Annotated in this window: 23 protein-coding genes and 3 pseudogenes; 19 read left to right on the top strand and 7 right to left on the bottom strand. The window is 52.1% G+C overall.

Annotated features, from left to right (window positions below):
- Window positions 1-6: 6 nt before the first annotated feature.
- The 11 genes from FDX19_RS08320 (at window position 7) to ldtA (ending at window position 8,951) form a co-directional block, all read left to right on the top strand.
- Complete coding sequence (locus FDX19_RS08320; RefSeq protein ID WP_137382356.1) at window positions 7-801, top strand: sirohydrochlorin cobaltochelatase; 795 nt, start codon at window positions 7-9, stop codon at window positions 799-801.
- Complete coding sequence (locus FDX19_RS08315; protein ID WP_137382355.1) at window positions 798-1,511, top strand: cobalt-factor II C(20)-methyltransferase; 714 nt, start codon at window positions 798-800, stop codon at window positions 1,509-1,511. Before FDX19_RS08320 ends, FDX19_RS08315 begins: the two co-directional genes overlap by 4 nt.
- Window positions 1,508-2,245 carry a cobalt ECF transporter S component CbiM gene (cbiM, locus tag FDX19_RS08310; protein WP_137382354.1) on the top strand — a complete coding sequence of 246 codons (738 nt, stop codon included), beginning with the start codon at window positions 1,508-1,510 and terminating at the stop codon, window positions 2,243-2,245. Before FDX19_RS08315 ends, cbiM begins: the two co-directional genes overlap by 4 nt.
- Before the next feature lie 2 nt (window positions 2,246-2,247).
- Entirely contained in the window at window positions 2,248-2,529 is a 282-nt protein-coding gene (locus FDX19_RS08305; protein ID WP_137382353.1) for an energy-coupling factor ABC transporter substrate-binding protein, read from the top strand.
- A complete protein-coding gene (locus FDX19_RS08300; RefSeq protein WP_137382390.1) occupies window positions 2,516-3,193 on the top strand; it encodes an energy-coupling factor ABC transporter transmembrane protein in 678 nt (225 codons plus the stop codon). Before FDX19_RS08305 ends, FDX19_RS08300 begins: the two co-directional genes overlap by 14 nt.
- A gap of 8 nt (window positions 3,194-3,201) precedes the next feature.
- Complete coding sequence (locus FDX19_RS08295) at window positions 3,202-4,017, top strand: energy-coupling factor ABC transporter ATP-binding protein (RefSeq protein WP_137382352.1); 816 nt, start codon at window positions 3,202-3,204, stop codon at window positions 4,015-4,017.
- Window positions 4,014-5,534, top strand: coding sequence for a cobyric acid synthase (locus FDX19_RS08290; RefSeq protein ID WP_137382351.1), 1,521 nt, complete (start codon window positions 4,014-4,016; stop codon window positions 5,532-5,534). Before FDX19_RS08295 ends, FDX19_RS08290 begins: the two co-directional genes overlap by 4 nt.
- Entirely contained in the window at window positions 5,531-6,076 is a 546-nt protein-coding gene (gene cobU / locus FDX19_RS08285) for a bifunctional adenosylcobinamide kinase/adenosylcobinamide-phosphate guanylyltransferase (protein WP_137382350.1), read from the top strand. The genes FDX19_RS08290 and cobU overlap by 4 nt, the downstream gene beginning before the upstream one ends.
- A complete protein-coding gene (gene cobS / locus FDX19_RS08280) occupies window positions 6,073-6,816 on the top strand; it encodes an adenosylcobinamide-GDP ribazoletransferase (protein ID WP_137382349.1) in 744 nt (247 codons plus the stop codon). The genes cobU and cobS overlap by 4 nt, the downstream gene beginning before the upstream one ends.
- Window positions 6,817-6,840: 24 nt before the next feature.
- On the top strand, window positions 6,841-7,905 hold the full coding sequence (gene cobT, locus FDX19_RS08275; RefSeq protein WP_137382348.1) for a nicotinate-nucleotide--dimethylbenzimidazole phosphoribosyltransferase: 1,065 nt from the start codon (window positions 6,841-6,843) through the stop codon (window positions 7,903-7,905).
- A gap of 119 nt (window positions 7,906-8,024) precedes the next feature.
- Window positions 8,025-8,951 (top strand): L,D-transpeptidase, encoded by a 927-nt coding sequence (ldtA, locus tag FDX19_RS08270; RefSeq protein WP_137382347.1) that lies wholly within the window; start codon window positions 8,025-8,027, stop codon window positions 8,949-8,951.
- A gap of 23 nt (window positions 8,952-8,974) precedes the next feature.
- Here ldtA and FDX19_RS08265 read toward each other — a convergent pair whose 3' ends face one another.
- The 4 genes from FDX19_RS08265 to FDX19_RS08250 form a co-directional block, all read right to left on the bottom strand.
- Window positions 8,975-9,664 (bottom strand): ABC transporter ATP-binding protein, encoded by a 690-nt coding sequence (locus FDX19_RS08265; RefSeq protein WP_137382346.1) that lies wholly within the window; start codon window positions 9,662-9,664, stop codon window positions 8,975-8,977.
- A 10-nt stretch (window positions 9,665-9,674) separates the two neighbouring features.
- A complete protein-coding gene (locus FDX19_RS08260) occupies window positions 9,675-11,363 on the bottom strand; it encodes an iron ABC transporter permease (RefSeq protein ID WP_137382345.1) in 1,689 nt (562 codons plus the stop codon).
- Window positions 11,347-12,384 carry an extracellular solute-binding protein gene (locus FDX19_RS08255; RefSeq protein WP_137382344.1) on the bottom strand — a complete coding sequence of 346 codons (1,038 nt, stop codon included), beginning with the start codon at window positions 12,382-12,384 and terminating at the stop codon, window positions 11,347-11,349. Before FDX19_RS08255 ends, FDX19_RS08260 begins: the two co-directional genes overlap by 17 nt.
- A gap of 235 nt (window positions 12,385-12,619) precedes the next feature.
- Window positions 12,620-13,492 carry a LysR family transcriptional regulator gene (locus tag FDX19_RS08250; protein WP_137382343.1) on the bottom strand — a complete coding sequence of 291 codons (873 nt, stop codon included), beginning with the start codon at window positions 13,490-13,492 and terminating at the stop codon, window positions 12,620-12,622.
- Between the two features lie 107 nt (window positions 13,493-13,599).
- Here FDX19_RS08250 and FDX19_RS08245 point away from each other — a divergent pair, with 107 nt between their 5' ends.
- From FDX19_RS08245 to FDX19_RS08230, 4 genes and pseudogenes are all read left to right on the top strand, one after another.
- The gene (locus tag FDX19_RS08245; RefSeq protein WP_137382342.1) at window positions 13,600-14,787 is read left to right on the top strand and encodes an MFS transporter; all 1,188 of its coding nucleotides are present in this window, start codon (window positions 13,600-13,602) and stop codon (window positions 14,785-14,787) included.
- 151 nt (window positions 14,788-14,938) lie between these two features.
- A complete protein-coding gene (locus tag FDX19_RS08240; protein ID WP_137382341.1) occupies window positions 14,939-15,148 on the top strand; it encodes a 2-hydroxymuconate tautomerase family protein in 210 nt (69 codons plus the stop codon).
- Window positions 15,149-15,150: 2 nt separating this feature from the next.
- Window positions 15,151-15,240 (top strand): annotated as a pseudogene (locus tag FDX19_RS25630) (antitoxin); the annotation flags it as partial.
- Window positions 15,241-15,572 (top strand): annotated as a pseudogene (locus FDX19_RS08230) (type II toxin-antitoxin system PemK/MazF family toxin).
- Window positions 15,573-16,099: 527 nt separating this feature from the next.
- On the opposite strand, the pseudogene FDX19_RS25450 reads toward FDX19_RS08230, so the two are convergent.
- From FDX19_RS25450 to FDX19_RS08215, 3 genes and pseudogenes are all read right to left on the bottom strand, one after another.
- A pseudogene (locus FDX19_RS25450) lies at window positions 16,100-16,300 on the bottom strand (gamma-glutamylcyclotransferase); the annotation flags it as partial.
- 278 nt (window positions 16,301-16,578) lie between these two features.
- Window positions 16,579-17,100 carry an NAD(P)H-dependent oxidoreductase gene (locus FDX19_RS08220; RefSeq protein WP_137382340.1) on the bottom strand — a complete coding sequence of 174 codons (522 nt, stop codon included), beginning with the start codon at window positions 17,098-17,100 and terminating at the stop codon, window positions 16,579-16,581.
- A 26-nt stretch (window positions 17,101-17,126) separates the two neighbouring features.
- Window positions 17,127-18,038: a nuclear transport factor 2 family protein gene (locus FDX19_RS08215; protein ID WP_089194974.1), complete on the bottom strand. Its 912-nt coding sequence runs from the start codon at window positions 18,036-18,038 to the stop codon at window positions 17,127-17,129.
- 204 nt (window positions 18,039-18,242) lie between these two features.
- Here FDX19_RS08215 and FDX19_RS08210 point away from each other — a divergent pair, with 204 nt between their 5' ends.
- From FDX19_RS08210 to FDX19_RS08195, 4 genes are all read left to right on the top strand, one after another.
- Window positions 18,243-19,166, top strand: a complete 924-nt coding sequence (locus FDX19_RS08210) for a LysR family transcriptional regulator (RefSeq protein ID WP_089194973.1) — start codon at window positions 18,243-18,245, stop codon at window positions 19,164-19,166.
- A 155-nt stretch (window positions 19,167-19,321) separates the two neighbouring features.
- Complete coding sequence (locus tag FDX19_RS08205) at window positions 19,322-20,311, top strand: LLM class flavin-dependent oxidoreductase (protein WP_137382339.1); 990 nt, start codon at window positions 19,322-19,324, stop codon at window positions 20,309-20,311.
- Between the two features lie 153 nt (window positions 20,312-20,464).
- Complete coding sequence (locus FDX19_RS08200; protein ID WP_089194971.1) at window positions 20,465-21,622, top strand: NADH-dependent flavin oxidoreductase; 1,158 nt, start codon at window positions 20,465-20,467, stop codon at window positions 21,620-21,622.
- A gap of 152 nt (window positions 21,623-21,774) precedes the next feature.
- On the top strand, window positions 21,775-22,764 hold the full coding sequence (locus FDX19_RS08195; RefSeq protein WP_137382338.1) for an LLM class oxidoreductase: 990 nt from the start codon (window positions 21,775-21,777) through the stop codon (window positions 22,762-22,764).
- Window positions 22,765-22,858 lie beyond the last annotated feature (94 nt).

Genomic DNA, 22,858 nt, shown 5'->3' with positions numbered 1-22,858 from the left:
TAAGAGATGAAAAAGGCGCTTCTGGTGGTCAGCTTTGGCACCAGCTATCACGACACCTGCGAGAAGAATATTGTGGCCTGCGAGCGCGATCTTGCGGCCAGTTGCCCCGACCGAGATCTGTTCAGGGCATTTACCTCCGGGATGATCATCCGCAAGCTCAAACAGCGGGACGGCATTGAGATCGATACGCCGCTGCAGGCGCTGCAAAAGCTGGCGGAGCAGGGGTATCAGGATGTAGCTATTCAGTCGCTGCACATCATTAATGGTGACGAATACGAGAAAATTGTTCGTGAAGTGCAAAGTATGCGCCCGCTGTTTTCACGTCTGACTCTGGGGGTGCCGCTGTTGAGCAGTCACGATGATTACGCACAACTGATGCTGGCGCTGCAACAGCAGATGCCGCAGTTAGGTGAGCGTGAAAAAGTCGTGTTTATGGGCCACGGCGCCAGTCATCACGCCTTTGCTGCTTATGCCTGTCTCGATCACATGATGACAGCGCAGCGCTTCCCGGCTCGCGTAGGTGCAGTGGAAAGCTACCCGGAAGTTGAGGTGCTGATCGAAAGCTTAGGTCAGGAAGGCGTGACGGCGGTTCATCTTATGCCGCTAATGCTGGTTGCAGGCGACCACGCTATCAATGATATGGCCTCCGATGAAGAGGATTCGTGGAAAACGTTGTTTAACGCAGCAGGCATTCCGGCTACGCCGTGGCTCAGCGGTCTGGGTGAGAATCCGGCGGTTCGTGCCATGTTTGTGGCACATTTACAGCAGGCGCTTAATGTCGCGCTGGAGGAAGCAGCATGAGTGGCAAATTGTATGCGCTGAGCACCGGACCCGGTGCTTCCGATCTTATCACCGTGCGGGCCGCACGCACGCTGGGTCATCTCGATATTCTCTATGCGCCTGCCGGACGTAAAGGTGGCGACAGCCTTGCGTTATCGATTGTGCGGGAGTATATCGGTGAGCAGACCGAAGTCCGCTGCTGCCATTTCCCGATGAGTGCCGACAGTGCTGAAAAAGAGGCCGTATGGGATGAGGTTGCTGCCGCGCTGGTTCAGGAAGTCGAAGCCGGTAAGCAGGTGGGCTTTATCACGCTCGGCGACGCCATGCTGTTCAGCACCTGGGTCTTTTTACTCCAGCGTATTGGCTGCCCTGACTGGTTGGAAATTGTACCGGGTGTAACCTCGTTTGCCGCGATTGCGGCACGTTCAAAAACGCCGCTTGCTATGGAGCAACAGTCCCTGGCAGTGGTCTCCTGTACCGCGCCGGAAAGTGAAATCCAGCATGCTTTAACACAGCATGACAGCCTGGTGCTGATGAAGGTGTACGGTCGTTTTGCGCGCATCAAAGCGCTGCTGCAACAAAAAGGCTTGCTGGACTGCGCATTGATGATGTCTGAAGCCACGCTGCCAGGTGAGCAGTGCTGGCGCCATCTGAATGAAGTGAGCGACGATCAGCAGCTGCCTTATTTCTCAACCATTCTGGTTAATAAACAGTGGGAGTATGCACAATGAAGCTTGAACAACAGCTCAAACAGCTGTCTTTCAGCGGGTTAGCTGCGGCACTATTACTGATGATTGTTCCTGAGCAGGCGTTTGCGATGCACATTATGGAAGGCTTTTTGCCACCGATGTGGGCGCTGGCCTGGTGGCTGCTGTTTCTGCCTTGTCTGTGGTACGGGTTAGTGCGTCTGCGCCAGATCGTGCAGGAAGATAACCACCAAAAAGTCCTGTTAGCTCTGTGCGGAGCCTTCATTTTTGTCCTGTCAGCGCTAAAAATACCTTCCGTTACCGGGAGCTGCTCACATCCGACAGGGGTGGGGCTGGCGGTTATCCTGTTCGGGCCGGGTGTGGTGGCTATTCTCGGTGCAATCGTCCTGTTGTTCCAGGCGCTGTTACTGGCTCACGGCGGTTTAACAACGCTTGGCGCGAACGGGATGTCGATGGCGGTAATCGGCCCGGTTGTTGGGTATATGGTGTGGAAGATGGCCTGTCGCGCGGGGTTGCGTCGTGATGTTTGCGTCTTCCTGTGCGCCATGCTGGCAGACCTCGTTACCTATTTCGTCACCTCTGTGCAGTTGGGCGTCGCCTTCCCGGATCCCTCTGCGGGGGCGATGGGATCAATTATCAAATTCATGGGTATTTTCTGTCTGACGCAGGTTCCAATTGCGATCGCTGAGGGGCTGCTAACCGTGATGATTTATGACCAGTTAACCAAACGCCAGTTGATTACCGCACAAGGACATTAACGATGAAAAAGACGCTGATTTTATTAGGGATGGTCGTTGCGCTGGTGGTCCTGCCGTTTTTCATCAACCACGGCGGAGAATACGGCGGTTCGGACGGTGAAGCGGAAAGCCAGATTCAGGCTATCGCGCCACATTATGAGCCGTGGTTCCAGCCATTGTATGAACCTGCAAGCGGCGAAATTGAAAGCCTGCTGTTTACGCTACAGGGTTCGCTGGGGGCTGCCGTGATTTTCTATATCCTGGGTTATACCAAGGGCAGGCAGCGCCGTGATGACCGGGCTTGACAGGCTGAGCTACCAGAGCCGCTGGTTTCATGTCTCACCGCAGCGAAAATTCTTGCTCTGGCTGGTGATGATGATTCTGGCCTTTACTCTGCCCCCGCTGGGGCAGGGTATTGAGATGTTGCTGATAGCGGCACTCAGTTGCTGGCTACTGCGGGTTTCTTTCTGGCGCTGGTGCCGCTGGATGGCATTACCGTTTGGTTTTCTGACGGTTGGCGTGGTGACCATTCTGTTTAGTTTTAGCCGCGATCCGCAGACGCTGCTGGCTAGCATCCCTGTGGGAAGCTATTGGTTAGGCGTGAGCGCGCCAGGGCTGGTCACCGCCAATGAAACCTTCTGGCGCAGCCTTGCGGCGCTGGCGGCAACGTTTTGGCTGGTGCTGAATTTACCGTTTCCGCAGTTAATTATCTTGCTTAAACGTGCACATGTCCCACGGCTGATGACCGAGCTGATTCTGCTGACCTGGCGATTTATTTTTATCCTGTTAGACGAGGCACTCGCCATTCATCGCGCACAAACGCTGCGTTTTGGTTATCGTAGCTTGCCGTTGGGCTATCGCTCTTTGGCGATGCTGGTGGGATTATTGTTTACCCGCGTGTTGATCCGTTATCAGCAAATGACCACCACACTGGATATCAAACTGTATCAGGGTGATTTTCACCTGTAAGGAAAAGTATGCTTGCCACCTCAGCGCTTTGGTTTCGCTACCAGGATGACCCGATTCTCAAAGGGCTAACGCTGGACTTTTCTCAACATGCCGTCACCGGACTGGTGGGGGCCAATGGCTGCGGGAAGTCCACGCTGTTTATGAACCTGAGCGGTTTACTGCGCCCACAACAGGGGGCAGTGATGTGGCAAGGAAAACCACTGGATTACAGCAAGCGCGGCCTGCTGGCGCTACGTCAGCAGGTGGCAACGGTATTTCAGGACCCCGATCAGCAAATCTTTTATACCGATATCGACAGTGACATCGCATTTAGCCTGCGTAATCTGGGCGTGGACGAGGCTGAAATTGCCCGTCGGGTGGACGATGCCTTGACGCTGGTCAATGCTCAACATTTTCGCCATCAGCCCATTCAGTGTCTCAGCCACGGACAAAAAAAACGCGTGGCGATTGCGGGGGCGCTGGTGCTGCAAGCGCAGTATCTGTTACTGGATGAACCCACCGCCGGTCTCGACCCATCAGGGCGTACGCAGATGATCGAGATTATCAAACGCATTGTGGCGCAGGGAAATCATGTGGTTATTTCCAGCCATGATATCGATCTCATCTATGAAGTCAGCGATGCGGTGTACGTTTTACGTCGCGGAGAAGTGCTGACGCACGGTACGCCGGGTGACGTGTTCGCCCGTACCGATCTTATTGAACAAGCCGGGCTAACTCCGCCATGGCTGGTGAAATTGCACACCGAGCTGGGTTTCCCGTTGTGTAAAACAGAGGCTGAATTTTTTAGCTGTATGCGAAAGAACGCGCTGAAGGAGGCGTCATGACGCAGGCAATAATGTTGCAGGGAACGGCATCTGATGTTGGCAAAAGCGTACTCGTCGCCGGGCTGTGTCGTATTTTTTATCAGGATGGATTGCGTACCGCGCCGTTCAAATCGCAGAACATGGCGTTGAACTCTGGCATTACGCCGGAAGGAAAGGAAATGGGGCGCGCGCAAATATTTCAGGCGGAGGCGGCAGGGATAACGCCGGATGTGCGTATGAACCCTGTGCTACTTAAACCGACCAGCGATCGTAAAGCACAGGTCGTGTTGATGGGCAAAGTGGCAACCGATATGGATGCGGTCAGTTACCACGAGTACAAACCGCGGCTGCGTGAACAGATTATTTCAGTTTATAACAGTCTGGCGCAGGAGTTTGACGTTGTCGTGCTGGAAGGGGCGGGCAGCCCGGCAGAAATCAACCTGCGCGATCGCGATATCGTCAATATGGGGATGGCGGAGATGGCGCGCTGCCCGGTCGTTCTGGTGGCGGATATCGATCGTGGTGGGGTATTCGCTTCCATTTACGGCACACTGGCGCTGCTGCACGACCATGAACGCGCCAGAGTCAAAGGCGTCATCATCAACAAGTTTCGCGGTGATGTGGCGTTGTTGTATTCCGGCATTGAACAAATTGAGGCGCTGACCGGCGTTCCGGTGTTGGGCGTGATGCCATGGCTGGACGTGGATCTCGAAGACGAGGATGGCGTCGCACTGCAAAAAGGGAAGTACGTACGCACGGATAAGCGAGATATTGAGATAGCCGTAGTCCAACTGCCGCATATCTCTAACTTTACTGACTTCAACGCGCTTGCCGCTCAACCGGATGTTCGTGTGCGCTATGTGCGCCACCCGGAGGAGCTGGCGGGAGCCGATCTGGTGATCCTGCCGGGCAGTAAAAATACGCTGGGCGATCTGGTCTGGTTACGTGAAAGCGGTATAGCCCACGGCGTGTTGCAATTACACCGTCAGCGTGTACCGGTGATCGGAATTTGCGGTGGCTACCAGATGCTCGGAGACACCATCATTGATGATGTGGAGTCAGGACTCGGCACGCTGCCGGGGCTCGGGCTGCTGAATATCGTGACCCATTTTGCCCAGCATAAAACGACGACCCAGGTGGCAGGGGTGATGTCTTCTACGCTGCCGGACTGGCTGGCGGGTGTCGCGGAGCTATCCGTACGCGGTTATGAAATTCATATGGGTGAAACGCAATTAACAGAAAACTGCCAGCCCGTCATGACGCTGCATAAAAACGGTGGCGCTATGGCTGATGGTGCGGTGAGCTCAGACGGACTGGTAATGGGTACCTATCTGCACGGTCTGTTTGACAGTGATGAATTCACCCGTGCGCTGGTCAACGGTCTGCGTGAACGCAAAGGGCTAACCGCGCTGGATTCCACCGTCCAATACGCGCAATATAAATCGCAGCAGTTTGATCTGCTGGCGGATGCGATGCGACAACACATCGATATTGAGAAAATTTATACCATCATGCAGCAGCACCAGGAGCCATTATGATGATTCTGGTGACTGGCGGTGCCCGCAGCGGAAAAAGTCGACATGCGGAAGCGTTAATTGCCGATTTCCCCCAGGTGCTGTATATCGCCACATCGCAGATTTTTGATGAGGAGATGGCAGCACGTATTCAGCACCATCGCGATGGGCGTCCCGCACACTGGCGTACTGCTGAGCGTTGGCAACATCTTGATGAGCTGATCACGGCGGCGAACGATCCGCAGGAAGCCATTCTGCTGGAATGTATCACCACGATGGTGACCAACCAGTTGTTTGCGCTGGGCGGTGACAGCGATCCTGACAGTTGGGATTATGCGGCGATGGAGCAGTCCATCGAAGATGAAATCCGTTCGCTGATCGCAGCCTGTCAGTGCTGCCCGGCAAAGGTGGTGCTGGTCACTAACGAAGTGGGAATGGGGATCGTTCCGGAGAACCGTCTGGCACGGCATTTTCGCGATATTGCCGGACGTGTTAACCAACGCCTGGCGGCGGCAGCGGATGAGGTCTGGCTGGTGGTATCAGGAATTGGAGTCAAAATTAAATGAGTAAGTTGTTCTGGGCAATGCTCTCTTTTATCAGTCGGTTGCCCGTTCCAACGCGCTGGTCGCAAGGGCTGGATTTTGAGCATTATTCACGCGGTATCGTCATGTTCCCCCTTATAGGTGTTGTGCTGGGGGGACTAACGGGGCTGGTCTTTATGGTGCTGCAACCCTGGTGTGGTATTCCTCTGGCCGCCCTGTTTGCCGTGCTGGCGCTGGCGCTGCTGACCGGCGGTTTTCACCTTGATGGACTGGCGGATACCTGTGACGGCATTTTTTCTGCACGTCGACGCGAGCGGATGCTGGAAATCATGCGCGACAGTCGACTCGGGACTCATGGCGGACTGGCGCTGATCTTCGTGCTACTGGCCAAAGTGCTGGTGGTGAGCGAACTGGCGCTGCGCGGGACGCCGATGCTGGCGGCACTGGCTGCAGCCTGCGTTGCTGGGCGGGGTAGCGCTGTTTTGCTGATGTATCGACACCGTTATGCCCGAGAAGAGGGGCTGGGAAATGTCTTTATTGGCAAAGTGAGTGGGCGACAAACCTGTGTCACGTTGGGGTTCACGGCGATCCTTGCGGCCGTCCTGCTTCCTGGCATGCGCGGTGTGGCAGCACTGGTCGTTACGTTGGTGGCGATCTTCATTCTTGGGCAGTTACTAAAACGCACGTTAGGTGGGCAAACCGGCGATACGCTGGGTGCGGCCATTGAACTTGGCGAGTTGGTTTTCCTGCTGGCTCTGCTTTGAGTCAGTCAACATACTGGAACCCTTATGCAGACTTTATCCTCTTTACTTCACGCGATCCCTTCACCCGATAGCGCTGCAATGCTGCGCGCGCAGCAACATATTGATGGCCTGCTTAAGCCGCCGGGAAGCCTTGGGCGACTCGAATCTCTCGCTGTGCAACTGGCCGGTATGCCAGGCCTGAAAGGCGTGCCGCATGTCGGGGGGAAAGCGATGCTGGTGATGTGCGCCGACCACGGCGTGTGGGATGAAGGTGTTGCTGTTTCGCCTAAGATCGTGACGGCGATTCAGGCGGCCAATATGACGCGCGGAACGACCGGCGTCTGCGTGCTGGCCGCTCAGGCTGGTGCAAAGGTGCATGTGATTGATGTGGGAATTGACGCCGAACTCATTCCTGGCGTAGTGAACATGCGCGTCGCGCGCGGTTGCGGCAATATTGCACAAGGGCCGGCAATGCGCCGCTCACAAGCCGAAGAGCTGCTGCTGGAAGTGATTCGGTATACCCGAGAACTGGCGGATGATGGTGTAACGTTGTTTGGTGTCGGTGAGCTTGGCATGGCAAACACCACGCCTGCGGCGGCGATTGTCAGTGTGTTAACCGGTAGCGATGCCGAGGATGTGGTGGGTATTGGTGCTAACCTTCCGCTCTCAAGGGTAGGAAATAAAGTCGATGTTGTTCGCCGGGCCATTGCCATCAACCAGCCAGACAGTCGTGATGGTATTGATGTGCTGGCAAAAGTGGGTGGTTTTGATCTTGTCGGTATGGCGGGGGTGATGTTGGGTGCGGCGTCTTGTGGTCTGCCGGTCATCCTGGATGGTTTCCTGTCTTATTCAGCGGCGCTGGCTGCCTGTCAGATAGCGCCGGAGATTAAACCTTATCTGATCCCGTCGCATTTCTCCGCCGAGAAGGGCGCTCGTACTGCACTGGCGCACCTGGAACTGGAGCCGTATCTCAACATGGGAATGCGTTTAGGCGAAGGCAGTGGTGCCGCGCTGGCGATGCCCATTGTTGAAGCTGCCTGCGCGATGTATAGCAATATGGGGCAGTTAGCTGCCAGTAATATTGTATTACCGGATGGCAAAGAAGCGTAGCCGCCCACGACCCCGCTTTAAGGCGGGGTTTTTTCTGTGCATTCTCGTCGTAACCCCCTAAAACAGATAAAAAAAGCTATACTTAACGGATGTCTGCTGCGACGAAGGAAAGGAAAAAGATGCGTCGTGTAAAACTGCTGTGTGCTCTTGTTATGCTGCTCGCGAGTCAGGGATCGCAGGCGGTGAGCTACCCATTGCCTCCTGAGGGCAGCCGCCTGGTGGGAAGTCCTTTGACGATAACAATACCCGCTGGTAACACTCAGCCTCTGGAGGCTTTTGCCGCACAGTATGGACAGGGATTGAGCAACATGCTCGAAGCCAATCCTGGTGTGGATGTGTTTCTGCCAAAGTCGGGTTCCACACTGGTGGTGCCACAACAATTGATATTGCCTGATACCGTACGTGAAGGCATCGTCATCAACGTCGCGGAAATGCGGCTGTACTATTACCCTGAGGGCGCCAATACGGTAGAGGTGTTACCTATTGGTATTGGGCAGGCCGGGAGGGAAACGCCGCGCAACTGGGTCACGGCGGTCGAACGTAAACAGGAAGCACCAAGCTGGACGCCCACGGCAAATACCCGGCGGGAGTATGCTGCTCGTGGGGAAAGCTTACCGGCGTTTGTGCCTGCCGGGCCAGACAATCCGATGGGACTGTACGCTATCTATATCGGCAGGTTGTACGCCATTCATGGTACTAATGCCAACTTCGGTATTGGGCTACGCGTGAGCCAGGGCTGTATCCGTCTGCGTAATGACGACATCAAATACCTGTTTGATACTGTGCCGGTTGGCACGCGTGTTCAGATTATTGACCGACCGGTAAAATTCAGCACCGAGCCAGACGGTAGCCATTGGGTTGAGGTTCATGAACCGCTGTCCCGCAATCGCTCCGAATATGAATCTGACAGAAAGGTTCCGCTGCCCGTCACCCCCGTTTTGCGTACGTTTATCAGCGGGAATGACGTGGATGTGAATCGTGGGAATCAGGCGCTGGAACGCCGTTCCGGGATGCCGGTGAATATCAGTCTGGTGCAGACGCATTAGCGATGTCACTACGCGGCTCTTTCTTAGCCCTGGCTTTGGTGGGCCGCTTTTTTAAGCTGATACTGACCCATTTTCACAAAACCGATATGGTCCGCCATCAACTGAGCTTCGTGCTCACTGTGGGTAACCAGCAGCGCGGTCTGGCCGGCAGCCCGTAAAATATCCCGAACCTCATTACCAAGGCGTTCGCGTGTGCGCTTATCCAGGCTGGAGAAGGGCTCATCCAGCAGTAAAATTTCCGGGTGTGGCGCCAGCGCGCGGGCTAACGCGATGCGCTGCTGCTGCCCGCCAGAAAGCTCATGGGGGTAGTGGTTAGCATGGCTGTGCAATTCCACCATTTTCAACAGCTCTGTCACTCTGGCCTGTTGCGCTTCGCGTGGCATACGCCGTAAACCGAAGGCCACGTTTTGTTGCGCTGTCAGATGAGGGAATAAGGCGTATTCCTGAAAGACCATGCCGACATGACGTTTTTCCGGTGGCAAATGAACGCCGGGGCCAGCGATACGCCGCTCTGAGACATAGATCTCTCCATACTGCAGTCGTTCAAAACCGGCAACTGCACGCAACACCGTTGTTTTCCCACAGCCTGAAGCGCCAAGCAGACAGGCAATTTCCCCTTTGCGTACCGACATTGAGAATCCGCTCAGGACCGGGTGCTGGCTGTTGCCGTAGGCAACGTGCACGTCCTGGAGTCGTAATGCGATTTCTGACATTGTTACTCTCTTAACCACGGCGAGTCATCTGATGACGCACCAACAATATAACGGGCAGTGTACCTGCTAAAACAATCAGCAGCGCGGCTATCGCGCCTTCTTCATAGGTTCCGCGGGCTGCTTCTGCATACAGCAGAGTGGCCAGCGTTTCGAAATTTACCGGGCGCAACAGCAGCGTGGTTGGCAGTTCCTTCATCGCATCGGCAAAAACCAGCAATGCGCTGCTCACTAATGCCGGACGCAGTAACGGAAAATGAACGCGGGCAAATGTTCCGGCACCGTTTTCGCCGAGCAAGCGTGAAGCCTGTTCGAGTGACGGCGGGATGCGGCCCAGACCGGAGTCCAGCGCGCCGATGGCAATTGCCTGGAAGCGCATCGCACAGCAAATGACCAATAAAATACCGGCAGACATCAGCGGCAACCCGCGAATATCCAGTAAGTCGGCCAGCCAACGATCGACAGCCATCGCTGGGGGCAAAAAACCAATCGCCAGAATCGTTCCGGGCACCGCATAACCGAGGGAGGCCAGACGCATCACGCCACGACGAAAGCCTGGCATCGCGTTATCTGCCGCGCTATGGCGTGCGCTCCAGGCTACCAGCAAGCTGACGCAAATCACCACCAGCGTGGTGCCTGCTGCCAGCAAGAGCGTATTTTGTAATGCTGAAAGCAACGAGGCGGACAGCGGGCTCGTGTCTCCTAAGCGTTTGGCACTTTCCCACATCAAAAAGAGAACCGGGGCCACAAAGCCCAATATAACCGGTAGCGAAATGACAGCGCCAAGCAGCCAGCCACGCCAGCCGTGCACGCGAGTAGGTTGGATTTCCCGCAGGCTGCGGCTGCTGAATCCTTGCTTTCTGCGTCCGTAAAATTCCAGCGTCAGAATGAAGAAGATAAACATCAGCATCATGCAGGCGATTTGAGCGGCGGCGGATAAATCAGAGCGAGAGATCCACGTGGTGTAGACGGTAACGGTTAACGTTTGTACGCCGAGGAACTCCGATGCGCCAATATCGTTGAGCGTTTCCAGAAGTGCCAGGCTGATGCCGACAGCCAGTGCCGGGCGCGCCATTGGCAGGGCGACCCGGAAGAACGTCCCGGCAGCGCTGCATCCCAGCGTGCGGGCAGCCTCCAGTAAATGGGCCGGCTGACTGATAAAGGTGGCACGGGTCGTCAGATAGACGTAAGGATAGAGCACTAAACCGAGCAAAATAATCGCGCCGGAAAGCGAACGCAAATCCGGTAGTCGGAACTGCCGTGGACTGTCAAAGCCCAGCAGGAAGCGGATAAAGGTTTGCAGAGGGCCGATCGGATGCAGCAGATCGAGCCAGGCAAAGGCGACGATGTAGGTTGGCATCGCCAGCGGCAGCAGTAACGCCCAACTGAGGATCTTACGTCCAGGAAAGTCCCATGCTGTGACGGCCCAGGCGCTGCCTACGCCAATCACGCCAACCAACACGGCCACACCGGCTAACAGCAGTACGGTATTTTTTAATGCTGCAGGTAGCACAAACGTAATGAGATTGTCCCAGTGCGATAAATCCGACTGGGTAGCTTGCCAGATAAGCGCAATGATGGGAGTCAGGACGCCAAGCGCAATGCAAAGCGCCCCAAGGTGCAACGGCGTTAATAATGACTGCGGCCCGGAAACCAGGCCGCGTAACGTCGGAAACTGCAGAGGTTTATTGATCGAATCCAACTTTATCTACCAGCAGACTTGCTTGTTTACGGTATTTCACGATTTCGGTTAACGGAATTTTATCGACGTCGATCTCACCAATTGTGGCGTTGATCACTGGGTCGAGAGTGACACCTTTCAGTACCGGGTATTCGAAGTTCGCTTTCGCGTACTGCTGCTGGGCAGGTGCGGAAACCAGATATTCCATCAGCTTAACGGCATCGGCCTTATTGGGGGCATAGCGTGCTACTGCAGCGCCGCTGATATTGACGTGCGTGCCGCCATTTTCAAAGGTTGGCTTAACGACTTTAATTGCATCGCCCCACTGACGCGCATCGCTGCCTTCTTTGGCATTTTTCATATGGCCGACGTAATAGGAGTTCGCCAGGCCAATATCGCAAATACCCCCGAGGATATCGCGGGCAACGTCACGGTCGCCGCCAGTCGCTTTACGTGCCAGATTCGCTTTCACGCCCCGCAGCCATTCTTCGGTTTTTGCTTCGCCGTGATGCGCGATCATGGCGGCAATCAATGCAGTGTTATACGGGTGTTGTCCGGAACGGATACAGACTTTACCTTTGTACTCAGGGTTGGCGAGTTGCTCGTAATGCCAGTTATCAATTGGCATTGACTTCTCGGCGTACAACACACGCGCACGCATAGACAGCGCAAACCACTGGTTATCTGCACCGCGGAGATTGGCCGGAATAGCCGCTTTCAGTGCTTCTGATTCTACGGGTTGTGTCACACCCGCTTCGACTAAATCGATAAGGTTCCCGGCGTCAACGGTCATCAGCAGGTCGGCAGGGGAGTTTTTACCTTCCGCTTTAACACGTTCTAGCATGCCGTCTTTGATATAGACCGTGCTGACTTTTATACCGCTGGTTTTCGTCCAGCTATCAAGCAGGGGCTGAATCAGGCCCGGTTCACGGGTGGTATACAGCGTTAACGCATCCTGGGCGAAAGCCGGCAGGCTGACAGAGAGGAGCAGAGCAGAAGCAAGCGTGATACGGCGCAGTCCAGTGCGAGGCAGAGCATTCATCGTTTATATCCCAGCGTAATTGGAACGTACAGTGACCCGAGCAGGGGCTCATTTTTTGCCTGCGTACAATAAATGATAATCACTAGCAATTACAATCATTGCAAAGTGTAAATAATTTACATTTACATAACTTTAATCAACGGTGTGAAGCGGCCTGTCCCTGTGATGGATAAGATATTTAGCATCCATGAATGCACTGGGTTGCCGGCTGCCTGGCGTGACCCGACGCAATCGCTTAAGCCCGTGTAATAAACGAGACAAAGTGATTAAGTACCCGGCTGACTTCGCGGCTTTTTAGCCATATCATCATGGTGTTCACGTTACCTATCTGTGGCGTAATCGTATGGCTGCGGATAGGGAAGTTATTCTCATACTGTCTGACAACACTCTCCGGCAACAGCGCAATCCCCATCCCGGCACTCACACAGCCAAGGATCGCCTGAAAAGAGCCAAATTCCAGAGGATCGGCGTAATCGACCCCCTGTAGGCGCAGCCATTCTCCCAGGCGGGAGCGATAGTTACACCCTTTAACAAAGACCAGCGGCCTTGTCACCTGGAGGTCAGCACCAGTAATGACATTCTGGTGCTCTGCTGCCGTTACCAGTACCAGCGTTTCCTGACATAACACGTGTGATTGCAGGGGCGAATTTTCCATATGCAGCCCCTGATGATCGGCAACGAATGCGATTTCCAGTTCATTGTTCAGAATGTGTTGCACCAACGCCTCAGTAGGGGAGGTTTTTAGGTTTAACTCAATGGAAGGCATTTCGCGATGGAAATCCGCCAGTATCGAAGGGAGACGTACCGCTGCGGTCGTTTCCATGGCACCAATACGCAATGGCCCCGCCACTTTTGTTCCCAGCATCGACAATTCCGCTTCCTCTAACAACGCCAGAATTTTGTTGGCGTAGCGCAAAAGCAGCTCGCCCTCAGGGGTAATGTAAAGTCGATTTTTCTCGCGCACAAACAGAGAGACATCAAGGCTGGCTTCCAGCTGTTTAAGGCGGGTTGTGACATTCGAAGACACGCAGTGCAGACTACGTGCAGCAGCGGATATGGAGCCCGTTTCCGCCACCGTTTTAAACAAGTTCAGAGAGGTACTGTTCATAGAGGCATCACTCAAAGTGAATGTTTTCGTCATTTTTATTAACTTTTTATCATCATTTACTTGTGTAATATAACAATCAAACTTAATTCGTCTTTTGAGGCCAAAATATGGATCTCAATCACAGTGCTGTTGGCCTCCGTCAGTTGCGTACTGCTGTATTTGGTATGATCGTCCTGACCTTAGGAATGGGCATTGGGCGCTTTTTATATACGCCTATGCTCCCGGTTATGCTGCATGAAGGACTGTTTACCTTTTCACAATTATCAATAATTGCCAGCGCCAACTACGCAGGATACCTTGTTGGCAGCCTTCTTTTCTCTTTTGGTATTTTTAGCGCGGTCAATAAGTTAAGAGTGTCGTTACTGGTCTCAGCACTACTTACCGTCATGCTGATTTTTTTGATGGCAAAAGTGACCCAGGCAGAAATTATTTTGTTAATCAGGTTCCTCGCCGGTGTGGCAAGCGCGGGAATGATGATATTTGGTTCAATGCTGGTCCTTCAACATACCCATAACCCTTTTGTTATCGCCTCTTTGTTTTCGGGCGTAGGAATGGGTATTTTTATCGGCAATGAGTATGTCATTGCTGGCGTATCCTACGCCTTAAATTCACATGTGTTGTGGATTGGTGCAGCCATCATTTCAGCGATACTTTTTGTCATACTGACGATGTTATTGCCGAAAGATAAGCATATGATCTCCCCCGTAAAAACTGCCGCAGGTGCGGAGTCGGATATCCAGTGGTGGAATTTAGCTTTACTGTATGGCCTGGCGGGATTCGGTTATATCATTGTCGCCACGTATTTGCCGTTAATGGCCCGGGGTGTTGGCAACAATTTTTTAGCCGACCATATCTGGTCTATTGTCGGTCTTGCCGTTATTCCTGGCTGCTATGGCTGGCTATGGGCGGCTCGCAAATGGAATATATTATTCTGCCTGAGCATTAACTTAATTGTGCAAGCGAGTTGCGTAGTCATGGCCATATTTATTAACTCGCCACTGCTGTTAACCATTAGCTGCATTGGATTTGGTGGCACATTTATGGGTACAAGCTCATTAGTCATGCCGCTGGCTAGAAAAATAAGCGCGCCCCAAAAGATTAATCTCCTCGGTCTTGTTACGCTGACATATGGGGTGGGGCAGATCCTTGGCCCATTAGTCGTCAGTGTCTTTCAGAGTAATAAAAATGGCATGACTTACTCCATATTGCTGGGCGCCGTCTCGTTATTTATCGCAGCAGCGATGAGTTATTTGCAATACAACAAAGGTAAATATTCTGGTTGTTTTGGAAAATAATGATATTAGTTATATTTCAGCTAATAACCTTAATAACTCTTCCGGCAGAATTCGTTTTCAAAAGCAGTATGGCTCTGTTCTGCTGTTTAACGGGTTTGCGTTCTTCTATCTGTGCGCATTTCCCATAATTATCTGGTTTACAGGAGTTTTTATGCCCTACGTAAATATTAAGATCACCAAAGAAGGTGCTACCGATAAACAAAAGAAACAGCTGATGGAAGGGGTTACTCAGCTACTGGTGGATGTGCTTAACAAAAATCCTAACACCACTATTGTGGTTATTGACGAAGTCGAAACGGATAACTGGGGGATTGGTGGCGTACCGGTGACCGAATTGCGTAAAAAAGCCAGTAAAGAGTGAATCTGATGGCGCAGTGCGATCCGCACGCCGAAATGAGTGAAGAGGGTCGGGAATGGATTGATGCGCCTGCGGTGGGTAAGGAGATCCTGTAAATGGACAGAGGGGAAATCTGGCTCGTCTCACTGGAACCTACAGCCGGACATGAACAAAGCGGAAAGTGTCCGGTGCTTATCGTATCGAAGACATCATTTAATAAGTGCACCCGGCTACTCGTTGTCGTTCCCGTCACCAGCGGCGAAAACTTCGCCCGCGTAGCCGGTTTTACCGTCTCCCTGGACGGGGCGGGAACCAAAACAACGGGCGTTATTCGCTGCGACCAACCCAGAACGATTGATATGGGAGCCCGGAACGGTAAGTGTCTGGAACGTATACCCGACGCTGTCGTAATGAAGTACTGGCCCGACTGGAAGCCATTCTAAGCTGAGGCTTTCGGTGTGATTAACAAACGTAGAAAAGCAAAAAGCCCGCTCAAGTTTCCTTAAGCAGGCTTCTCAAATATGGCTGCTCTGACTGGGATCGCCTTTGCCAGTAACTGTATAATAAATAAGCTAAACCTGAATTCCCTTTCTGTCAAGACCGCTAGAATGACCACCCATCGTTGCCGATTACTTAAAACGGTCTTATACGCTTCGCTTCACGTATTGATCGTTTTATGGCGAACTCTACATATGAAGGATGGGTAGCCAGGGTGAGCGTCAAAAAATCTGCTCTGTGCCAGGAACGGACGTTGGAGTGCCAGAGGCTCTCTAAAAGTTGATGGTTTGTTTTGCAGGAATACTTACGCGGCATTGTCGGGAATGATTTGGCCATCCTACCAATTTCCTCTGACAGTTCTTAAGGCTCCAAGAGGCTCGCATTTTTAGTAATACAGGAAGATGCTAAATTCATATTGCTGACAGTGAAATCTTCTTTGATGGGAACGAAAAAGGATATATTGATTATCCTTTTCTATCAGCAATATAAGTAGCTTGGAGCGCCCTGATTTATGGCGCTTTTCGTTATCATTTCGTGCATCCAGCTAATGCTGGACTCACTTTCCATCGAGCATTCCGGGAGCCTGAAAATCATACCTTCCGTCATGCCGCCTTCATCCAGAGACAACATTCTTCCCGGGTACTCTGGCGTTGCTCTACCGGTCAGTAATCGTATGCAGAAACATCGTTGTCAACCCTCGATTCTGGCTCGCTGCATTTCTTCTATCGCAATGGTGGGATTCCACATTAAAGAACCGTACGCGAATAGCCAGACGGGCGCCCCGGCGGGGCGCTCTTCAAGGATGGATTGCATTGAGGCTCTCAGCATCTCAGCGCTCCAGTATCCTTTGCTGGCAACTAACTCCTCGTGATAACGGAGAAAATTGCCGTTTCGCATTGACTGTCTGCTGAGCATAAATTTACCTTTGTTTCTGTTCCTGAATCTTTGCTTTGGAATCAATAAACCAGCGCTTTTAATTCATCCACTGCGCGAAGCATTCTTTTTTCAAATTCCGGAGAAGGTTGATGGCCATCAAAATCATTCGTAGTGGCAAACAACGTCGTTGTTGCGACACGCGCCCGTAAATAGGTAAATAATGGCCGCAACTGGTACTCGGGCATTAATGCGTGACGATCGGAACCTCCCGTTGCAGATAATATTACGGGTTTATCGGCAATGGCATCCGGAGGAATGAGATCGAATAAATGTTTGAACATCCCCGGATAACCCGCGTTCCAGGTAGGTACGCCGATGATAAGTGCATCTGCGTTGACGATTTCATCAACCAAAACACCAGCATTCTGGTCGAGATCCTCGATTTTTCTTGCTAATGGCAGGCTTTCACCAAAGTCATTCAGGGTGATAACAGAATGCGTAAATCCAGTTCCGGAAACGAATGCTTCTGTTAAATGACTGACCAGTCCCTCTGTCCTTGAGGGGGTATTTAAAACGCCAGTTAAACCTATTATCTTATTCATGATAGATGCCCCTGCATAACGCAATATTAGCCCTCATTTTTGACGGTGAACCATCCTGGGAAATAATCCATGCGCGACATCTTCCATTCGCTGCCCTCTTTTTTCAGCTCAATTTTATAATGTGCGCCGTACAATGCTTCGCCGTCAGCCGTTTTATCTTGCTCCGGAATAATTCGGCCAAGTAAAAATGAGGCAGACTGGCGGTCTTCAGCGATGTCGATTTGCAATGGAACACCGTAATGCTGAATCCAGGGCCAGGGCATTCTGAAGGCTTTTAGTGTTGAGACCAGCATGCGACGCCCTTTCAGTTTTCCCATAGGGGGTAAGTCCGCGCTCGCATCGTCGGAAAATGCGCCGTTAAACAAGCTATAATCCGCCATATCCAGCGCCCATGCGTACTGGAACCAGGCTTCAGAAATTGCGTCTTCATCACTTAAAGGTGTATGCGCTTGCTTGTAGGCGTGCCACGGAGCGTCAATTTCACTGATCAGAGGCGAAACACTGTCCCCTGGCTGCCATTGGCGTTCATAGGGGAAGTGCCAGTGATGCACAATATTCTTGTTACCTTTTAGCCAGTTCATATGGACGCGTACGCGTTCGACAGATCCGCTGAAAGTATTAATCACAATCATTCCGCCGAAATTCACGTCGTCGTTATTCTGCAAACGTGTATCAGTGGTTCTCCCGTAAAAATAGGCGGCGATAGTACTGGATTGGGTTTGTGACCGGACAACTTTATTGGTGGTGTTTACATGTACGGTCATTCCACCCGGAAAGTTATCTTCAAACAGTTGCCTGACGGCAAATTCTCCCGTGGCACTTCCCTGGTGATTACTTTCGTAGACGATATTATCGCCCATAAATGATGGCCAGTGGCGTTTACCTGACCATGCGGTAATCACTTCATCAAGGATGGCGTCAGATTCTTTTAACATCATGAATTTTTTCACTTCCTGAGTATGACTTCGCCACTTTTTCTGTGGGAAGTCGGTTAGTTAAACGTGCTGCATAGCAGATGTACGAAAAATAAAGCTTCTCTGTTAATGGCTTGTTGTTAAGCTAATGCGAAGAGTAATCGAAAATTTGGGGAATGTGATTCCCATATCACGGGAAGCAGGCGCTTCCATGAAGAGAGTGAGCTGATGGAACTGAACCGTATTGGTGATATTGCCGCCTTCGTCGCGGCTGTTGACTCGGGAAGTTACACCCGTGCGTCGTCAAGCGTTGGCCTGTCACGGTCGGCGATTGGCAAAAGCATTACGCGGCTGGAAGCGCAACTGGGTGTGCGTCTTCTTAACAGAACAACACGACAGCTCAGCCTGACGGAAGAAGGGCGAATTATGTATGACCGGTGCAAACAGATTCTGGAGGATCTGGAAGAGGTCGATGCCACTATGGCGCTGCGGCGGGAAAAACCGACGGGCACGCTTCGCCTTACCGCGCCGCTGTCTCTTGGGCAGCGGCATATACTTCCGGTGATCGACAGATTCTTAAAAAAATGGCCAGAATTACGAGCCGATATCGTGTTCAGCGATCGCTATGTTGATTTGATCGAGGAGGGATTTGACATCGCCATTCGTATTGGCGAGCCAAAAGATGACTCCAGGATCTTAACCCGAACCATTGCCACTCAGCACATGGTGACCTGCGCTTCACCGGAATACCTCTCTTTACGCGGCGTACCCGTTGTGCCCGAAGATCTCTCCAGGCACGACACCATCTTTTTCCGCAGCGCCGATAAACGCCGTGTCTGGCGGTATCAAACTCCTGAGGGATACTATCTCTACGACGGGCCGGGGCGAATGGATATCGACAGTTCAGAAGCAATGCTTTCTTCCGCTATCGCCGGGTTTGGCATCATTCAGTTGCCTGATTACCTGGCATTCCAGTCACTGGAATGCGGTGAATTAACCGCCATTCTGACGGAGTTCAAAGTTGACCCTGAACCCGTGAGAATTATTTATCCCAGCAAACGCCATTTATCACCCAGAATACGCGGATTTGTCGACATGATTGCCGAAGACTGGATGGCAAATGGCGTGCCCTGGAAGAGGCCAAAAAATTAGTCTTTAATCTGTTATTTAATTATTCAGACATTAATGTCTGACTTAATCTGCTCCAGTGCTTCCCTGATAATGGGAAGCACTTTCCCGAATGTTTGCTCTAGTATGTGAAAAATTAACATTTGCTTATTATTTTTAACATTCATTCTGGAGTTACAATGACCGCTTTATCTGTATTAGATCTTGTCATGATCGGTGAAGGCAAGGACCTGGCCACCGCGATTCATGAATCCCGTGAACTGGCGGTAACAGTCGAGCAGCACGGTTTCCGCCGCTACTGGATTGCCGAACACCACGATATGCCGGGTATTGGCTCGGCGGCCACCGCTCTTATCATCGCTCAGCTTGCCGCCGCAACTCACACTATCAGGGTTGGCTCCGGCGGCATCATGCTGCCAAATCATGCGCCATTGGTGGTTGCAGAGCAGTTTGGTTCGCTCGATGCTCTCTATCCTGGTCGTATTGATCTCGGTGTCGGTCGTGCGCCTGGGAGTGGTGGTGCCACGGTACGCGCTTTGCGCGGTTTAACGCCAGAGCGAGACTTTAATCAGGATGTCGTGGAGGTCATGGATTATCTGGCCGATAATCATCGACGCCCCGTACGAGCCGTACCGGAACCGCACGATGTACCTGTCTGGATACTTGGCTCCAGCCTTCATGGTGCCGATCTGGCGGCTAAACTTGGGTTGCCGTATGCCTTTGCTTCGCATTTTGCACCTCGCTTCTTAATGCAGGCGATTGCGCATTACCGCAACAATTTCAAGCCGTCACCGCAGTTGGCCAAACCCTACGTTATGGCGGGGGTAAATCTGTTCCTTGGAGACACGAATGAGGAAGCAGAGTACCTCGCCAGTTCACATCAACGATGGATGCTGGACTTACACATGGGACGCCCAGGCTTGCTTCAGCCGCCGATAGATAACTATATCCCCAGCCTGCCATCGCACGAGCGGCAGGTGTTGAACCAGGTGATGGCGTTTACCGCTGCGGGTGATAAGCAGCGAGTCGGCACGTGGTTACGTGAGGTTATCGCGAGCACGGGGGTTGACGAACTGATTATCGACAGCCGTATCTATGACCCACTGGCCCGTCAGCGATCTCATATTGTGGCCGCTGAAGTGATGCGAGATATTGCTGAGATCTCCTGAACCAGACAGCGCTGCGGCGAATATTGTGATGTATTTGCCGCAATCTGCTCTTTATATTCCCCGGTTATGGGAAGCACATTCCCGAATATTTACTCTAGTATGTGAAAACTTGATAAATCACGTTGTTGTTTTCAAATTCATTCTGGAGTTGAAATGAAGGATTATCGCTTTTTAAAACCTTTTACATTGCCTAATGGTGTTGTCATTAAAAACCGTGTTGTATTACCACCAATGACAGAGCAAATGTCATTTGAGGATGGGACGGTGACGCTCGAAGAAATTAATTATATGCAGCAGCGCGCAGGTGGTGTTGGGTTGTTTATTACGCCGGTGGCCTACATTAATAAAGAAGGAAAAGGCTTTGAAGGGCAATTAGGTGCCGATGACGACAGCAAAATCCCGGGACTGGCGAAACTTGCCCATGCGATTAAAGCGCGCGGAGCCAAGGCCATTTTGCAAATTTTCAGTGCGGGACGCATGACCAATCAATGGATCACCCGTGGCCTGCAGCCGGTAAGCGCCAGTGCGGTTGCTGCGCCGCGTAGCGGGGCTGCAACACCGCGAGAATTAAGTGCAGATGAAGTGGTCAACCTCATCAACGATTTCGCCCAGGCTACTCGGCGCGCCATCGAGGCAGGATTTGATGGCATCGAACTTCATGGCGCAAACACCTACCTGTTACAGCAGTTCGTCTCTCCACACTCAAACCGTCGTACTGATGAATGGGGTGGCAGCCTGGATAAAAGACTCAACCTGCCATTGGCGGTGATTGACGAAGTGATGAAGGTAAAAAATAAATACGCTTCGCCGTCATTTATTGTTGGATATCGTTTATCGCCGGAAGAGCTGGAAGAACCCGGCATTACGCTGAACGACACCAAATATTTCATTGGGGAGCTTCAGCATACAGAGCTTGATTATATTCACGTTTCTATGGGCTCGGTATGGCGTACGTCAATGCGTGATAAAGAGAACATTGAACCGATTATTACCCAATTGAAAAAAGTCAGCCCGAGAAAGCCGATCATCGCCGTTGGTAATGTTCGCACGCCTCAGCAAGCCGAGGAGGTGGTACAGGCTGATATTGATTTTGTTGCGCTGGGACACCAGCTTATTATTGAACCTAACTGGGTAGAAAAAGTTATCTCCGGCGATGAAGAGGCTATTCGTTACCAGCTTCACGCCGCCGACCTTGATGATTTAGGGATCAAGCCGCCATTCCTGGAGTTTATACGCGACATGCCAGGGTTTGATATTCTTGGCCTCAATGACGATTCAAAACGACAGATAGATAACGTCACCTATCTTTAATTATCATCCCCCAGAGCCCGCTCCAGTCGCGGGCTTTTTATTGCTCATTACTCCCCTGAATAAATTCGTCCCATCACATGGGAAGCACATTCCCGAATATTTGTTTTACTGTATTGCAACAGACCTAATTAAATTAATCAGCAGGAATTCAAATGACTCAACTCACATTACCTTCGCATCTTCAGCAGCATGCCGCTTTCAAACGTGTATTCCAGCCGGGAAAACTGACTTTTGGGCTTATCGCGCCGTTTAAGGGTTATCCGGAAGGCCCGATCCCGGATATGGACGATCACCGTGAATTAGCGCAAATGGCCGATGAAGGCGGAATTTCTGCCTTGTGGTTACGCGACGTTCCGTTCTATGACCCCAACTTTGGTGATGCAGGCCAGGTGTATGACCCGATGGTTGATTTGGGTTACCTCGCTGGCGTGACCAAAAATATTGCCCTAGGTACTGCCGGAATAGTCTCCCCGCTGAGAAACCCGGTCCTCACGGCAAAACAGGCGGCAAGCGTGGATCGCTTGTCAGGTGGCCGCTTGCTGCTGGGTATGTCGAGCGGTGACCGTCCTGTAGAGTACCCGGCGTTTGGTTATGAGTTTAACAATCGTGCCGACCGGTTCAGGGAAGCGTGGGATGTTATTCGTTTGCTCACGGAGAACCGTTTTCCAAAAGGCACGACAGAATATTACGGCAATTTCAACGGCGGGATTGATCTGGTGCCGAAACCCGCTGTTCCACGTCTGCCAATGATCACCATTGGCCGTGCTCGCCAGGATATGTCCTGGATCGCGAATCACTCCGATGCCTGGATTTGGCACGGTGTTGATCCTAAACGCGCTGGCGATATCGTGAAGGAAATTGCTGAGCTGGGTGATGGCCAGACCTGGCATCCCTTTGGCTACGCAAACTTCCTTGAGTTAAGTGAAAACCCGAATGAGCCTTTACGCCTGTTCAACAATATTTTCATGCGCGCAGGGCGTAACACCTTGATGGAATTCTGGAAGCAGCAGGAGAGTATAGGCGTATCGCATATCACGCTTAACCTCAAGCCAAGCCAGCGACCGGCGAAAGAGGTGTTACAGGAGTTGATTGAGGATGTTCTGCCCTCGTTCTCCGTAGCCTCGGATAATGCGGCATCCTAACGTAATGAAAGAGGAGAACTGGCTGTGGCTGGTTCTCCCGCTGGCGCATAATCCAGAGATGTGGCCCTCAATGACGCTGGATTTCATAAATGAG

This window comes from Citrobacter sp. wls619, from assembly GCF_005281345.1.
In the GTDB taxonomy this organism is placed as follows: domain Bacteria; phylum Pseudomonadota; class Gammaproteobacteria; order Enterobacterales; family Enterobacteriaceae; genus Citrobacter.
This window is presented reverse-complemented; position numbering and strand designations above follow the sequence as displayed.

What these genes read in the sequence shown, in the direction of transcription:
- FDX19_RS08265 (WP_137382346.1), bottom strand. Translation starts at nt 9,664, where the DNA reads ATGTCAGAAATCGCATTACGACTCCAGGACGTGCACGTTGCCTACGGC.
- FDX19_RS08305 (WP_137382353.1), top strand. Translation starts at nt 2,248, where the DNA reads ATGAAAAAGACGCTGATTTTATTAGGGATGGTCGTTGCGCTGGTGGTC.
- FDX19_RS08320 (WP_137382356.1), top strand. Translation starts at nt 7, where the DNA reads ATGAAAAAGGCGCTTCTGGTGGTCAGCTTTGGCACCAGCTATCACGAC.
- cobS (WP_137382349.1), top strand. Translation starts at nt 6,073, where the DNA reads ATGAGTAAGTTGTTCTGGGCAATGCTCTCTTTTATCAGTCGGTTGCCC.
- FDX19_RS08300 (WP_137382390.1), top strand. Translation starts at nt 2,516, where the DNA reads ATGACCGGGCTTGACAGGCTGAGCTACCAGAGCCGCTGGTTTCATGTC.
- FDX19_RS08245 (WP_137382342.1), top strand. Translation starts at nt 13,600, where the DNA reads ATGGATCTCAATCACAGTGCTGTTGGCCTCCGTCAGTTGCGTACTGCT.
- cobU (WP_137382350.1), top strand. Translation starts at nt 5,531, where the DNA reads ATGATGATTCTGGTGACTGGCGGTGCCCGCAGCGGAAAAAGTCGACAT.
- FDX19_RS08255 (WP_137382344.1), bottom strand. Translation starts at nt 12,384, where the DNA reads ATGAATGCTCTGCCTCGCACTGGACTGCGCCGTATCACGCTTGCTTCT.
- FDX19_RS08315 (WP_137382355.1), top strand. Translation starts at nt 798, where the DNA reads ATGAGTGGCAAATTGTATGCGCTGAGCACCGGACCCGGTGCTTCCGAT.
- FDX19_RS08215 (WP_089194974.1), bottom strand. Translation starts at nt 18,038, where the DNA reads ATGATGTTAAAAGAATCTGACGCCATCCTTGATGAAGTGATTACCGCA.
- FDX19_RS08205 (WP_137382339.1), top strand. Translation starts at nt 19,322, where the DNA reads ATGACCGCTTTATCTGTATTAGATCTTGTCATGATCGGTGAAGGCAAG.
- FDX19_RS08295 (WP_137382352.1), top strand. Translation starts at nt 3,202, where the DNA reads ATGCTTGCCACCTCAGCGCTTTGGTTTCGCTACCAGGATGACCCGATT.
- FDX19_RS08290 (WP_137382351.1), top strand. Translation starts at nt 4,014, where the DNA reads ATGACGCAGGCAATAATGTTGCAGGGAACGGCATCTGATGTTGGCAAA.
- ldtA (WP_137382347.1), top strand. Translation starts at nt 8,025, where the DNA reads ATGCGTCGTGTAAAACTGCTGTGTGCTCTTGTTATGCTGCTCGCGAGT.
- FDX19_RS08210 (WP_089194973.1), top strand. Translation starts at nt 18,243, where the DNA reads ATGGAACTGAACCGTATTGGTGATATTGCCGCCTTCGTCGCGGCTGTT.
- FDX19_RS08195 (WP_137382338.1), top strand. Translation starts at nt 21,775, where the DNA reads ATGACTCAACTCACATTACCTTCGCATCTTCAGCAGCATGCCGCTTTC.
- cbiM (WP_137382354.1), top strand. Translation starts at nt 1,508, where the DNA reads ATGAAGCTTGAACAACAGCTCAAACAGCTGTCTTTCAGCGGGTTAGCT.
- cobT (WP_137382348.1), top strand. Translation starts at nt 6,841, where the DNA reads ATGCAGACTTTATCCTCTTTACTTCACGCGATCCCTTCACCCGATAGC.
- FDX19_RS08200 (WP_089194971.1), top strand. Translation starts at nt 20,465, where the DNA reads ATGAAGGATTATCGCTTTTTAAAACCTTTTACATTGCCTAATGGTGTT.
- FDX19_RS08220 (WP_137382340.1), bottom strand. Translation starts at nt 17,100, where the DNA reads ATGAATAAGATAATAGGTTTAACTGGCGTTTTAAATACCCCCTCAAGG.
- FDX19_RS08240 (WP_137382341.1), top strand. Translation starts at nt 14,939, where the DNA reads ATGCCCTACGTAAATATTAAGATCACCAAAGAAGGTGCTACCGATAAA.
- FDX19_RS08250 (WP_137382343.1), bottom strand. Translation starts at nt 13,492, where the DNA reads ATGAACAGTACCTCTCTGAACTTGTTTAAAACGGTGGCGGAAACGGGC.